The sequence below is a fragment of the Pseudomonas sp. LS2P72 genome, from assembly GCF_054897865.1.
On sequence record NZ_CM142708.1, the window covers coordinates 1,320,431 to 1,334,193 of the forward strand.

Annotated in this window: 14 protein-coding genes; 10 read left to right on the forward strand and 4 right to left on the reverse strand. The window is 60.3% G+C overall.

Going from position 1 to position 13,763, the window contains the following annotated elements; translation table 11 throughout:
* The 10 genes from rlmH (at position 1) to ACYZUA_RS06085 (ending at position 10,180) form a co-directional block, all read left to right on the forward strand.
* Positions 1 to 468: a 23S rRNA (pseudouridine(1915)-N(3))-methyltransferase RlmH gene (rlmH, locus tag ACYZUA_RS06040; protein WP_007937439.1), complete on the forward strand. Its 468-nt coding sequence runs from the start codon at positions 1 to 3 to the stop codon at positions 466 to 468.
* 10 nt (positions 469 to 478) lie between these two features.
* Entirely contained in the window at positions 479 to 2,374 is a 1,896-nt protein-coding gene (gene mrdA, locus ACYZUA_RS06045; RefSeq protein ID WP_461962395.1) for a penicillin-binding protein 2, read from the forward strand.
* Between the two features lie 31 nt (positions 2,375 to 2,405).
* Entirely contained in the window at positions 2,406 to 3,509 is a 1,104-nt protein-coding gene (rodA, locus tag ACYZUA_RS06050; RefSeq protein WP_461963894.1) for a rod shape-determining protein RodA, read from the forward strand.
* 17 nt (positions 3,510 to 3,526) lie between these two features.
* Entirely contained in the window at positions 3,527 to 4,537 is a 1,011-nt protein-coding gene (mltB, locus tag ACYZUA_RS06055) for a lytic murein transglycosylase B (protein ID WP_461962396.1), read from the forward strand.
* Positions 4,537 to 5,547, forward strand: coding sequence for a septal ring lytic transglycosylase RlpA family protein (locus ACYZUA_RS06060; RefSeq protein WP_461962397.1), 1,011 nt, complete (start codon positions 4,537 to 4,539; stop codon positions 5,545 to 5,547). Before mltB ends, ACYZUA_RS06060 begins: the two co-directional genes overlap by 1 nt.
* A 322-nt stretch (positions 5,548 to 5,869) precedes the next feature.
* Positions 5,870 to 7,027, forward strand: coding sequence for a D-alanyl-D-alanine carboxypeptidase family protein (locus tag ACYZUA_RS06065; RefSeq protein WP_461962398.1), 1,158 nt, complete (start codon positions 5,870 to 5,872; stop codon positions 7,025 to 7,027).
* Between the two features lie 80 nt (positions 7,028 to 7,107).
* Positions 7,108 to 7,383: a DUF493 domain-containing protein gene (locus tag ACYZUA_RS06070; protein ID WP_461962399.1), complete on the forward strand. Its 276-nt coding sequence runs from the start codon at positions 7,108 to 7,110 to the stop codon at positions 7,381 to 7,383.
* Complete coding sequence (gene lipB / locus ACYZUA_RS06075) at positions 7,383 to 8,030, forward strand: lipoyl(octanoyl) transferase LipB (protein ID WP_461962400.1); 648 nt, start codon at positions 7,383 to 7,385, stop codon at positions 8,028 to 8,030. Before ACYZUA_RS06070 ends, lipB begins: the two co-directional genes overlap by 1 nt.
* Position 8,031: 1 nt before the next feature.
* The gene (gene lipA, locus ACYZUA_RS06080; RefSeq protein WP_008152832.1) at positions 8,032 to 9,054 is read left to right on the forward strand and encodes a lipoyl synthase; all 1,023 of its coding nucleotides are present in this window, start codon (positions 8,032 to 8,034) and stop codon (positions 9,052 to 9,054) included.
* A 175-nt stretch (positions 9,055 to 9,229) separates the two neighbouring features.
* Positions 9,230 to 10,180 carry a S66 peptidase family protein gene (locus tag ACYZUA_RS06085; protein WP_461962401.1) on the forward strand — a complete coding sequence of 317 codons (951 nt, stop codon included), beginning with the start codon at positions 9,230 to 9,232 and terminating at the stop codon, positions 10,178 to 10,180.
* 119 nt (positions 10,181 to 10,299) lie between these two features.
* On the opposite strand, the gene ACYZUA_RS06090 is transcribed toward ACYZUA_RS06085, so the two are convergent.
* The 4 genes from ACYZUA_RS06090 to ACYZUA_RS06105 form a co-directional block, all read right to left on the reverse strand.
* Positions 10,300 to 11,622, reverse strand: coding sequence for a lytic murein transglycosylase (locus ACYZUA_RS06090; protein WP_461962402.1), 1,323 nt, complete (start codon positions 11,620 to 11,622; stop codon positions 10,300 to 10,302).
* Positions 11,623 to 11,684: 62 nt separating this feature from the next.
* Entirely contained in the window at positions 11,685 to 11,849 is a 165-nt protein-coding gene (gene arfA, locus ACYZUA_RS06095; RefSeq protein WP_008152840.1) for an alternative ribosome rescue factor ArfA, read from the reverse strand.
* Positions 11,850 to 11,992: 143 nt separating this feature from the next.
* Positions 11,993 to 13,030 carry a DNA polymerase III subunit delta gene (holA, locus tag ACYZUA_RS06100; protein WP_461962403.1) on the reverse strand — a complete coding sequence of 346 codons (1,038 nt, stop codon included), beginning with the start codon at positions 13,028 to 13,030 and terminating at the stop codon, positions 11,993 to 11,995.
* 39 nt (positions 13,031 to 13,069) lie between these two features.
* Positions 13,070 to 13,675 (reverse strand): LPS-assembly lipoprotein LptE, encoded by a 606-nt coding sequence (locus ACYZUA_RS06105; RefSeq protein WP_461962404.1) that lies wholly within the window; start codon positions 13,673 to 13,675, stop codon positions 13,070 to 13,072.
* Between the last annotated feature and the right edge of the window lie 88 nt (positions 13,676 to 13,763).

Here is a 13,763-nt window from a genome sequence, read left to right on the forward strand (position 1 = left end):
GTGCGACTGCGACTGATCGCCGTCGGTTCACGCATGCCCAAGTGGGTGGAAGAAGGCTGGCATGAATATGCCAAGCGTCTTCCGTCCGAGCTGGCGCTGGAACTGGTGGAAATACCGCTCAACACCCGTGGCAAGAACGCCGACGTGGCGCGCTTCATCCGTCAGGAAGGCGAAGCCATGCTGGCCAAGGTCGGGCCGAACGAGCGCGTTGTGACCCTCGAAGTCCACGGCAAGCCCTGGAGCACCGAGCAACTGGCGGTCGAGCTCGATCGCTGGCGGCTGGACTCGCGCACGGTGAATTTCATGGTCGGCGGCCCCGAAGGGCTGGCGCCGGAAGTCTGTGCCCGGGCCGATCAGCGCTGGTCGCTCTCACCGTTGACGTTGCCGCACCCGCTGGTGCGGATCCTGATCGGCGAACAGCTGTATCGTGCCTGGACAGTTCTGTCCGGCCACCCTTACCACAAGTAGTTCTGCCCTCATGCCCCAGCCGATCCGCATCAAGGACCACGAAAAAGACGCCCGTCTGGTGCGTGGCCGCGTCGTGTTCGGGGCAATTGCGGTGGTGGTGCTGATCTGTGTGCTGATCGCACGGCTGTATTTCCTCCAGGTGATTCAGTACGAGTACCACTCGACCCTGTCGGAGAACAACCGCGTCCATGTGCAACCGATTCCGCCAACCCGCGGGCTGATTTTCGACCGCAATGGCGTGGTGGTGGCCGATAACCGGCCCAGCTTCAGCCTGAGCATGACCCGCGAGCGCTCCGGCGACTGGCAGCAAGTGCTCGATGTGATTGTCGAAGTGCTGGAGCTGACGCCCGAGGACCGGGTGATCTTCGAGAAGCGCATGCGTCAGGGGCGTCGGCCGTTCGAGCCGGTACCGATCCTGTTCGAGTTGAGCGAAGAACAGATCGCCCGTATCGCGGTGAATCAGTTCCGTCTGCCGGGTGTGGAAGTGGTCGCGCAGCTGGTGCGTCACTATCCGCAGGGCCCGCACTTTGCGCACTCGGTGGGGTACATGGGGCGGATCAACGAGAAAGAGCTGAAGTCTCTCGATCCGGTCAATTACAGCGGTACCCACCACATCGGCAAGACCGGTATCGAGCGTTTCTACGAACCCGAGCTGCACGGTCAGGTGGGTTACGAAGAAGTCGAGACCAACGCTCGAGGCCGCGTATTGCGCGTGCTCAAGCGTACCGATCCGATTCCCGGCAAGGACATCGTCCTGAGCCTGGACATCAAATTGCAGGAAGCGGCCGAAGCTGCACTCGGCGGTCGTCGTGGTGCGGTGGTGGCGCTGGACCCAAAAACCGGCGAAGTGCTGGCGATGGTCAGTGCGCCGAGTTTCGATCCGAACCTGTTCGTCACTGGCATCAGCTTCAAGGCCTATGCCGAGCTGCGCGACTCCATCGACCGGCCACTGTTCAACCGCGTGCTGCGCGGCCTGTACCCGCCGGGCTCGACCATCAAGCCGGCCGTGGCGATTGCCGGCCTGGATGCTGGCGTTGTGACTGCGGCGAGTCGGGTGTATGACCCCGGCTATTACCAGTTGCCCAACTACGATCACAAATACCGTAACTGGAACCGTACCGGTGATGGCTACGTCGATCTGGACACGGCGATCATGCGGTCCAACGACACCTACTTCTATGACCTGGCCCACAAACTGGGAATCGATCGGTTGTCGGCGTACATGAGCAAGTTCGGCATCGGCCAGAAGGTTTCGCTGGACATGTTCGAAGAGTCGCCGGGATTGATGCCGACCCGGGAATGGAAGCGCGCGACCCGTCGTCAAGCCTGGTATCCGGGCGAAACGCTGATTCTCGGGATCGGTCAGGGCTATATGCAGTCCACTCCGTTGCAGTTGGCGCAGGCCACGGCGTTGGTGGCCAACAAGGGTGTCTGGAATCGTCCGCATTTGGCCAAGACCCTCGAAGGTGCGAAGCCGGTGGACGAAAATCCAATGCCGGACATTATCCTGCGCGACCCGTCGGACTGGACCAAGGTCAACCACGGCATGCAGCAGGTGATGCACGGTGCCCGCGGTACCGCGCGCAAGGCCGCGATCGGTTCGCAATACCGCATCGCGGGCAAAAGTGGTACGGCTCAGGTTGTCGCGATCAAGCAGGGCGAGAAATACGACCGCTCCAAGGTTCAGGAGCGCCATCGCGACCACGCCTTGTTCGTTGGCTTCGCGCCGGCAGAAAATCCGAAAATCGTAGTGTCGGTGATGGTCGAGAACGGTGAGTCCGGCTCCGGTGTCGCCGCGCCTGTGGTGCGTCAAGTCATGGACGCCTGGCTCCTGGACCAGGACGGCCGACTGAAAGCCGAATACGCCAGCCCTATCAGTGCGGAGGCTACGGCCCGTGAAGAGTAATTTCGATCGCATCCTCTCCAGCGAGGATGTGATGCGTCGCCGTGCGACGCTGTTGCAACGCATGCACATCGACGGCCCGTTGCTGATCCTGCTGCTGACCCTCGCGGCCGGAAGCCTGTTCGTGCTGTATTCGGCCAGCGGTAAAAGCTGGGATCTGCTGGCCAAGCAAGCGACTTCCTTTGGCATCGGCCTGGTGTCGATGATCGTCATCGCCCAGTTCGAGCCGCGCTTTATGGCCCGCTGGGTGCCCGTCGGTTATGTGATCGGCGTGCTGTTGCTGGTTGTGGTGGATGTCATGGGCCACAACGCCATGGGTGCCACGCGCTGGATCAACATTCCCGGGGTGATCCGCTTCCAGCCCTCGGAGTTCATGAAGATCCTGATGCCGGCAACTATCGCCTGGTACCTGGCCAAGCGCTCCTTGCCGCCACAGCTCAAGCATGTGGGCGTCAGTCTGTTTCTGATCGGGTTGCCATTCATCTTGATCGTGCGCCAGCCCGACCTCGGCACGTCACTGCTTATTCTCGCCGGTGGCGCGTTCGTGCTGTTCATGGGCGGCCTGCGCTGGCGCTGGATTCTCAGCGTGATTGCTGCCGCCGTGCCGGTGTCTGTGGCCATGTGGTACTTCGTGATGCACGATTACCAAAAGCAGCGCGTCCTGACGTTCCTCGACCCGGAGAGCGATCCGCTGGGCACTGGCTGGAACATCATTCAATCGAAAGCCGCCATCGGTTCCGGCGGTGTATTCGGCAAGGGCTGGTTGCTCGGCACCCAGTCGCACCTGGACTTCCTGCCGGAAAGCCACACCGACTTCATTATTGCGGTCATGGGCGAAGAATTCGGCCTGGTGGGTATCTGCGCACTGCTGCTGATTTACCTGCTGTTGATCGGTCGCGGACTGGTGATTACCGCCCAGGCCCAGACATTGTTCGGCAAATTGCTCGCGGGTAGCCTGACCATGACGTTTTTTGTTTACGTTTTCGTCAACATCGGTATGGTCAGTGGCCTGTTGCCGGTTGTAGGGGTGCCGTTGCCGTTCATTAGCTACGGAGGAACTTCGCTGGTGACGCTACTGTCAGCGTTTGGGGTTTTGATGTCGATCCATACCCATCGTAAGTGGATCGCTCAGGTTTGAATAAGGTGAAGATTTCAATGCAAGTAATGCGTGGCTGGGCGACTCGATATGCGCCATGGGTCGGCCTGGTAAGCATCCTTGGCACAGCGCATCAAGCGTTGGCCGGCGATTACGAAGGCTCACCGCAGGTGGCCGAATTCGTCGGTGAAATGACCCGCGACTACGGTTTCGCCGGTGAGCAACTGATGGGCGTGTTCCGCGAAGCCGAGCGCAAGCAGTCGATTCTGGACGCGATCTCGAAACCGGCCGAGCGGGTCAAGCAGTGGAACGAGTATCGCCCGATGTTCATCACCGACGCGCGCATCGCCCGTGGTGTGGACTTCTGGCGTCAGCACGAGGCGGTATTGGCCCGCGCCGAGCAGGAATACGGCGTTCCGGCGCAGGTAATCGTCTCGATCATCGGCGTTGAGACCTTTTTCGGTCGCAATACCGGCAATTTTCGGGTGATCGACGCCTTGTCGACCCTGGGTTTCGACTATCCTCCCCGTGCTGAATTTTTCCGCAAGGAACTGCGTGAGTTCCTGTTGCTGGCCCGGGAAGAGCAGGTCGATCCGCTGACCCTCAAAGGCTCCTACGCTGGCGCCATGGGTTTGCCGCAGTTCATGCCGAGCAGTTTTCGGGCCTATGCGGTGGATTTTGACGGTGACGGCCACATTAATATCTGGACCAATCCGGACGATGCCATTGGCAGCGTCGCCAGTTATTTCAAGCGTCATGGTTGGGTCGCCGGCGAACCGGTGGTCAGCCGCGCGGATGCGCGTGGCGAACATCTAGACGAAGGTTTGACCACGGGCATCGAACCGACTAAAACCGTCGGGGAGTTGCGGGTGCTGGGGTGGTCAAGTCATGATGCGCTGCGTGATGATATGCCGGTCACGGCTTTCCGCCTGGAAGGTGACAATGGCCCCGAATACTGGATGGGCCTGACGAATTTTTACGCAATCACGCGTTATAACCGCAGCGTGATGTACGCCATGGCTGTACATCAACTGTCTGAACAGCTGGTCCAAGCACGGGGCGTCAAGTAATGCGGGCATTGCCTATGAATAAACCCCTGAAGCTGATGGCATTCGCCGCGTTGGCGGTGCTGGTCGCCAGTTGTTCGACCAGCCGCGCGCCGACTCAGAAGTCCCCGACCGCCGTTCGTTCGGCACCAGGCCTGGATATCAACCGGGCTCACAAGGATGGCGCACCCTGGTGGGACGTCGACGTATCGCGCATCCCGGATGCCACGCCGACCCTGCACAGTGGTCCTTATAAAGCCAACCCGTACACCGTGCTCGGCAAGACTTATTTCCCCCAGCAGGAATCCAAGACCTACGTCGCCTCGGGCACGGCCTCCTGGTACGGCACCAAATTCCACGGCCAGAACACCGCCAATGGCGAGGTTTACGACTTGTACGGCATGAGTGCCGCGCACAAGACCTTGCCGCTGCCCAGTTACGTTCGTGTGACCAATCTGGACAACAACAAAACCGTGATCCTGAGGGTCAACGACCGCGGACCGTTCTATTCGGACCGGATCATCGACTTGTCCTACGCTGCCGCCAAAAAGCTTGGCTACGCTGAAACCGGCACGGCGCGGGTCAAGGTCGAAGGCATCGACCCGCAGCAATGGTGGGCAGCCAAAGGCCGTCCGGCGCCCCTGATGCTTAACGAGCCGAAAGTCGCGCAAAATAGCGCCCCGGTAATTACGGCATCGGCCGGCACCGTCGAACAATGGACGCCACCGCCGCAGCAGCACGCCGCGGCCGTTGTGCCCGTGCCGATCGATGCAAAAAAAAACGCTTCTGTACCAGCCTCTGGCCAGTATCTGCAGGTGGGCGCGTTCGCCAACCCGGACGCTGCAGAACTCCTGAGATCGAAGCTCAGCGGGATGGTGAGCGCTCCGGTGTTCATCAGTTCGATCGTGCGCAATCAACAGACGCTGCATCGGGTGCGCCTGGGGCCGATCGGCTCGCCGGGTGAAATCCAGCAAGTGCAGAACAGTGTGCGCCTGGCCAATCTCGGTTCGCCGAGCCTGGTCACTGCCGAATAATACGTAGTACCTGATTGACGGTTCGCTTGCTGTTTGGGGGGTGGACCTGGTTGTTGGCTCGTTGAAGAACAAAAGCCCGGCAAGGGTCTGAGTGAACAACTGAACACGCGATGACCCGTAGGGTTTGTTCGAAAACTCGCCGAGCGGCGATCAGGCAAGGCAAGAACAGGCGAGGAAGCGGAGTGTAGGGGACCTACATGAGTATTCCGAGCCTGTTTTTAACGCAGCATGATCGTCGCGCAGGTAGTTTTCGGGCAAAGCCTGAAGGTTGTCTGATTAGTTTTGCCTTTAGGCAGTTTCCATTAGCGATTTCGAGAGACGGATGAACATCACCACCTTTGCCAAACGCCTGTGCCTGCTAGTCCCGCTGCTCCTCTCGCCTGCCGCTTTCGCGGTCGAGATGATGCCGTCGCCACCGCAACTGGCCGCCAAAGCCTATGTACTCATGGACGCCAGTAGCGGCAACGTGCTGGTGGAGAACAACGGTGACCAGCGTCTGCCGCCGGCCAGCCTGACCAAGCTGATGACCGCGTACATCGCGACCCTGGAAATCCGTCGCGGCCAGATCGGCGAAAACGATCCGGTGACCGTCAGCGAAAACGCCTGGCGTACCGGCGGTTCGCGGATGTTCATCAAGGTCGGCTCGCAGGTCACGGTCAGCGACCTGCTGCACGGCATCATCATTCAGTCGGGTAACGACGCCAGTGTTGCGCTCGCCGAGCACATCGCCGGCAGCGAAGACGCCTTCGCTGACATGATGAACAAAACCGTGGCCGACCTGGGCATGACCAACAGCCACTTCATGAACCCGACCGGTCTGCCGAACCCGGAGCACTACTCGTCGGCTCACGACATGGCGGTGCTGGCTCGCGCGATCATCCACGAAGACCCGGCTCACTACGCGATCTACTCGCAGAAAGAGTTCTTCTGGAACGGCATCAAGCAACCTAACCGTAACCTGCTGCTGTGGCGCGACAAGACGGTCGATGGCCTGAAAACCGGCCACACCGACGAAGCCGGCTATTGCATGGTGTCTTCGGCTGTACGTGATGGCATGCGTTTGATCGCCGTGGTGTTCGGCACCAACAGCGAAGTGGCTCGCGCCTCTGAAACCCAGAAGCTGCTGACCTACGGTTTCCGCTTCTTCGAAACCCAGACGTTCTATCAAAAAGGCGCCGAGCTGGCCCAGGCTCCTGTCTGGAAAGGCACCACCAATCAAATCAAGGCCGGCCTGGCTCAAGACCTGACCATGACCCTGCCAAAAGGCCAGCTGAAAAAGCTCGCCGCCAGCATGACCATGAACCCGCAATTGATCGCGCCGATCGCCAAGGGCGACGTAATCGGTAAAGTTGAAGTGAAGCTGGACGACAAAGTCGTGCATAGCGCTGATCTGATCGCTCTGGACGCGGTCGACGAGGGTGGTATCTTCCGCCGCATGTGGGATAGCATCCGTCTATTCTTCTACGGCTTGTTCAACTGAATTAGTGTGGACCTGCATGGCCCTGTTCCAATCCGGAACGGGGCCATGTCCGTTGCCACGGCTTACGAGGCCGTTACGCCATGACAGACACCGAAGTAAAGGCGCCAAAGATCGAATTCCCGGTGACGGATTATCCGGTCAAGGTAATCAGCGATACCGGCGCGGGTAACAAAGACAAGATCATCGACATCGTCAAGAAACACGCGACCATCAACGATGAGCGCATCGACGAGCGTCAAAGCACCAACGGCAAGTACACCACCATCCAGCTGCACATCATCGCCACCGGTCAAGAACAGCTGTACGACATCAACAGCGAGTTGCGGGCTACCGGTTTCGTGCACATGGTGCTGTGATGTCTGCCGTGCTGGGCTTTCGCGAGCTCGGCCAGATGGCTTACGAGCCGGTCTGGCACGCCATGCAACGCTTCACCAATGAACGCGGCAGCGATGCCGCGGACGAGATCTGGCTGGTCGAGCATCCGCCGGTGTTCACTCAGGGCCAGGCCGGCAAGGCCGAGCACGTGTTGCTCCCGGGAGATATTCCGGTGGTAAAGGTTGATCGCGGTGGTCAGGTGACTTATCACGGTCCCGGCCAATTGGTGGCCTACCTGTTGCTCGATGTGCGCAAGCTGGGTTTCGGCGTGCGTGACCTGGTCAGCCGCATGGAACAATGCCTGATCGAGTTGCTGGCCAGCTACGGCGTGACCGCCGTGGCCAAGCCGGATGCACCGGGTGTCTACGTCAATGGGGCGAAAATCGCTTCTCTGGGTCTGCGGATCCGCCACGGTTGCTCCTTTCATGGCCTGGCCCTGAACGTGGACATGAACCTGGAACCGTTTCGACGGATTAATCCCTGCGGCTACGCCGGGCTGGCGATGACCCAGCTGAGCGATCACGCAGGATCGATTGAATTTGCCGAGGTAAGTGCCCGGCTGCGCGCGCAGCTCGTCAAACACCTCGACTATGCTGAGCAGACGACCCTAACGGGCGGAATCGACTGATATGACTACTGATGCAGTGCAAACCATGATCCCGACGCTGGATGTCACCGAGCGTCCGGCCCCGCGTGCCAAGGTTGAAGCCGGCGTCAAGCTGCGCGGCGCCGAGAAGGTTGCACGTATCCCGGTGAAGATCATTCCGACCACCGAACTGCCGAAGAAACCTGACTGGATTCGCGTGCGTATCCCGGTTTCCCCGGAAGTCGACCGCATCAAGGCCCTGCTGCGCAAACACAAACTGCACAGTGTCTGCGAAGAAGCGTCCTGCCCGAACCTGGGCGAATGTTTCTCCGGCGGCACCGCGACCTTCATGATCATGGGTGACATCTGCACCCGTCGCTGCCCGTTCTGCGACGTCGGCCACGGTCGTCCTAAGCCACTGGACACCAACGAGCCGGAAAGCCTGGCCATCGCCATCGCCGACCTGAAACTCAAGTACGTGGTGATCACCTCGGTTGACCGCGACGACCTGCGTGATGGCGGTGCACAGCACTTTGCCGACTGCATCCGCGAGATCCGCAAGCTGTCGCCGAACGTGCAGCTCGAAACCCTGGTCCCGGATTACCGTGGCCGTATGGACGTTGCGCTGGAAATCACCGCTGCCGAGCCGCCGGATGTGTTCAACCACAACCTGGAAACCGTGCCGCGCCTGTACAAGGCGGCGCGTCCGGGTTCGGATTACCAGTGGTCGCTGACCCTGCTGCAACGCTTCAAGCAGATGATGCCGCACATTCCGACCAAGTCCGGCCTGATGCTGGGTCTGGGCGAGACTGACGAAGAAGTGATCGAAGTCATGAAGCGCATGCGCGAACACGACATCGACATGCTCACCCTGGGCCAGTACCTGCAGCCGTCCCGCAGCCACTTGCCGGTCCAGCGTTTCGTGCACCCGGACGTGTTCGCCTGGTTCGCCGAGGAAGGTTACAAGATGGGCTTCAAGAACGTCGCTTCCGGCCCGCTGGTACGTTCCTCGTATCACGCCGACGAGCAGGCGAAACTGGTTAAAGCCGAGCTGATGTCGTCCTGATCAGCTGCAAGACTTGAAAACGCCCGCAAGGCATTGCGCCTTGCGGGCGTTTTTTTGCCTTGCCCTACGGGTATGACCGTCTTTTCCTGCAACCTGCGGGGCGACTGACCCTCTTCTGTTTGTCCCCGTTCCTGACTACTGTGTGCTTGACGCTTTCACGCAGGGAGATTCATGGATGACCGTTCGACCGACCCACACCCTTTGTCCTCACGCACCCGTTCCGGCTTTACCGTCGCAAGGGCTGATTGGCGTCATCGCGCCCGCCGGTCCCGCTGCGCTGGACACCGATAAGGCCATCGCCTGGATGCGCGCTCGTGGATACTCGCTGCGGGTTTTCCCCGGCGTGTACGAGAAAGACGATTACCTGGCCGGCAGCGACGATGTACGGCTCAATGACCTGCACGCAGCGTTCGCTGACAGTGAGGTCGACACCATCATTTGCATGCGTGGGGGGTACGGTACGCCGCGGTTGCTCGATCGAATCGACTTTGAACTGCTGCGCAACAATGCCAAGCCGTTCATCGGCTACAGCGACATCACCGCGCTGCACTTGGCGATCAGCCGTTATGCAGGCTTCGTGACCTTTCATGGCCCGATGCTCAACGCCGACCTGCTGGGTGACAAGCAAAAACCTACCGAGTCTTCGTTTTTCAACATGCTCAGAGGACAGGTGAAGGCCGGTAGCGTGCTGGCGCACCCGGCGGCTTACCCGTTGACCACAATCGAGCCTGGTATCGCTCACGGGCGTTTGCTTGGGGGCAATCTTTCAATAATCGCCGCGACCATGGGTACGCCATATGAGATGGATGCCGAAGGCGTCATCCTGTTCATCGAGGACATTAACGAGCCGCTGTATCGCATCGACCGGCTGCTGACCCATCTGCGTCTTGCCGGCACGCTGCACAAGCTGCGCGGGGTTCTGGTGGGGGATGTGGCGGGGGTTGATACGGTTTCGTTGGAGCGCTTGCTCAAGCAGACCTTTACGCCTTTGCGGATACCGGTTCTGGCAGGGTGGCGCAGCGGGCATTGCGATCCGAACCTGACGTTGCCGATGGGGGCGCTGGTGAGGCTGGATGCGGGGAACAAGGAGTTAATGTTGGAGCAGGATGTAGTGATTAAGCGGTAGTTCATTAGCGCCTGATAGTCAGTCTTCGCGGGCAAGCCTTGCTCCTACAGGTATCGCGTCGTTCACCCATTTTGTGAACACCACTGAACCTGTAGGAGCAAGGCTTGCCCGCGATGCTTTTAGCGGTTACGCAGGCCTTCGAGCAACTTGTGCGTCGGATACCCATCCGCCGGCCAGCCAAATGACTGCTGGGCGCTGCGGATCGCTTTGCGGGTGTTGGCGCCGATAATGCCGTCGGCGTTGCCCGCGTCATAATTCTGCGCGCTCAACAGACTTTGCAATTCGATCCGCTCGGTACGGCTCAGCGGCAAATCATCTTTCGGCCATGTGCCGTTGATCAGGCCGGCGCCGTTGAAGCGCTCGGACAACAGGCTAACGGCCAAGGCGTAAGACGACGAGTTGTTGTACTTGAGGATCGCGCGGAAGTTGTCGAGGACCAGGAACGCCGGGCCACGGTAACCGGCCGGCAGCAGCAGGGCGGCTGACAGGTGTTCGGAGCCTGGCGGAACCTGGCCGCCATTGGGCAGGGTGACGCCCAGTTGCAGCCATTCAGCGACGCTCTTGCGAATCGTGCCATCGGCCAGGACGTAGTTGAAACTGCCCGGTAGCTGCACTTCAAAGCCCCACGGCTGGCCTTTCTGCCAGCCTGAGCTTTGCAGGTAGTGCGCCGTCGAGGCCAGCGCATCGGCCGGGCTGCCCCAGATGTCGCGGCGGCCGTCGCCATCGAAGTCCACGGCGTGGGTGTTGTAGGTGGTCGGGATGAACTGGGTCTGGCCCATGGCGCCAGCCCAGGAGCCAAGCATTTTCTCAGGCTCGATGTCGCCCTGTTGCAGGATCTGCAGGGCAGCAATCAGTTGCGCGTGGGCAAACCCGGGGCGCCGACCTTCATAGGCCAGGGTCGCCAGGGAATTGATCACCGACTTGTTGCCCTGGAACTGCCCGAAGTTACTTTCCATGCCCCACACCGAAACCAGTACCTGACGATCGACGCCGTAGCGCTGTTCGATGCTTTGCAGGATGTCGGCATATTGGCTGACCAGTGCCTCGCCTTTGCGTACCCGCAGCGGCGAAAGGGCGCCGTCGAGGTATTCCCACACTGGACGGGCAAATTCCGGCTGGCTACGGTCGGCACGGATCACGCTGGTGTCGAGACTGACATTGGCGAAGGCGCGGTCGAACAGATCGGCGCGGATACCGGCGGCCAAAGCGTCCTTGCGGAAACCTGCCTGCCATTCGGCAAAGGTCTGGGTGGGCTGGATGTCGAGGTTTTCACCGGTCGGAACCACGGGCGGAATGATCGCAGGGGCTGTCGCGACGGGGAGGGTCTGAAGCGGCTTGGCGTCGGCGGCGGTCGGTTTTTCCGCGCAGGCGACTAGCAAAACGAGGCTGGAGGCAGCTATCAGTTGGCGCAGGGGCCAACGACGGGAAATACAAAAGGGCATGCACGGGTCCAGGGAGTACGAATCAGGTGCAGACCTTAACATGTTGAGCGATCGCTTGCCTTTCAGGCCGCCAGAAAGTAAGAAGCCTCCCAGCTATTAGACTGGAAGGCTTCGCGGCGGTAGCTGCCTTTGCCCTTGCCGGCGGGTTCCTGACGGCTGCGGAACAGTGGCTGGGCGATGATGGATTTGGCCTTGTTGGGGCCATTTTTGGATGGCTTTTTGCTCATGATCAGATCTCTCGATTGAGTGGGTTTTGCGGTGGGAAATATTCTGCCGAAGTTGGGGTTCTGTCTATAGGGCAAATGGACGTGAGTAGTGTAGGAAACCTCTGTAGCAGCAGGCTTCGCCAGCTGCTATGTATAGGGCTTGTTTACTCGGCAGGCAAGGTCAGCCGCTGGCCGGCCATCAACAACGACAACCGACTGAGGCTCATCCACGGCGAACCGGCGGCCTGGCCTTTGATCTGTGCGTCGATGCGCTGTGCTTCCAGCAATAGCTGCGCCCAGCGTTGCGCCGAGTAGCGTTGCAAGGCTTTGCTCATCAGCGGTTTGCGTTTGTCCCAGATCGGCGGTCGGGCAGAGCTGAAGGCTTTGTCCAGTGGCACGCCCTGGCTGTACTGCAGTGACAGGTTGGCCAGCAGACGCAGCTCCCGGGCCAGCGCCCAGAGAATCACTGGCGGTTCGACGCCCTCACCGCGCAGCCCTTCAAGCATACGCAGTGCATGAGCCGCTTCGCCGTTGAGAATCGCATCGGTCAGGCCAAAGACATCGAAGCGCGCACTGTCGGCCACCGCCGCTTGCACGGTTTCAACGGTGATCTGACCACCTTCGGCCATCAGTTTGAGCTTTTCGATTTCCTGGGCCGCCGCCAGCAGGTTGCCCTCGACCCGTGCGGCGATCAGTTCGACGGCGTCCTGGCTGGCGGAAAGCCCGGCCTGGGACAACCGTTGACGGATCCAGCTCGGCAACTGATTGGCCTCTATCGGCCAGATTTGCACGAACTGGGTCTGCTGACCTTCGACCAGCGCCTTGCCCCACTTGGTTTTCTGCGCACTGCCATCCAGTTTCGGCAGGCTGATCAGCAACACCGTGTCTTCGGCCGGTCGCGAGCAGTACTCGATAAACGCGGCAGCGCCTTTGTCACCGGGTTTGCCGGACGGCAGACGCAGTTCCAGCAGGCGCTTTTCGGCGAACAGCGACATGCTCGCGCCGGCTTGCAGCAACGTTCCCCAGTCGAAACTGGCGTCGGCGGCGAAGACCTGGCGCTCGTCGAACCCCTGTTTCCGGGCGGCGGCACGTATGGCGTCGGCGGCTTCCTGACACAGCAGTGGATCATCGCCACTGATGATGTAGACCGGCGCGAGGGCACCTTGCAGGTGTTTGGCGAGTTGGGCGGGGGCGAGTTTCATAGGAGAGGTCGAACGGGGCGCCTGAGCGCCCCGTAAGTCTTACTGCTGCGGCAGTTCTATTGGCGACTGGCGCGGGGTTTGCGCTTCAGCCTTCTGAGCCGCTTCCAATGCATCGGCTTCAGCCTTGGCTTTGGCGTTGGCGGTCTGTTGCAGCTGATCCAGCTGAGCCGGAGTGAGCTGTTGCAGACGCAGCATCATCCGTTGAACCAGTTCACGACGGGTTTCCTTGCGGGCATCGTTGGCTTCCTGGTCGGAACCCACCAGGTTGCTGCCGTCGTGGATAAAGATTTTTTGCACTTCGAGCTTGTCGCTCAGCAGCGTCAAGTTGCTCTCACCACGGATGTCGTAGTCCAGCACCGTGCTCACCTGATACTCGCCAGTACGACCGGCACCTGCGTAGCTGAGAATGCGCTGGCTTTCCTGCTCATTGGTCAGCACCAGCTTGTAAGGTGCACCGCTGTAGACCTTGACGCCGCTGCTTTCCAGCACCTGACGCAGTTGCGTCACGATTTCGCCGTAAGCGTTGCGGGCACTCAGGTCGAGTTCCTTGATCGCCAGTTCATTGGTGCCGGTGCCGCGCAGCTGGAAACCGCAGGCGCTCAGCAGGACCGCAAGGCCTATCACCAGCAAATTGCGTTTGATCATCTTGTTGCTCCCCTTGAAACCATGTGGGCCGATCTTGCGGCCCGAAAGGTTTTACTCGGCGCCAGGCATGACCTGGCGCCTGATCCAA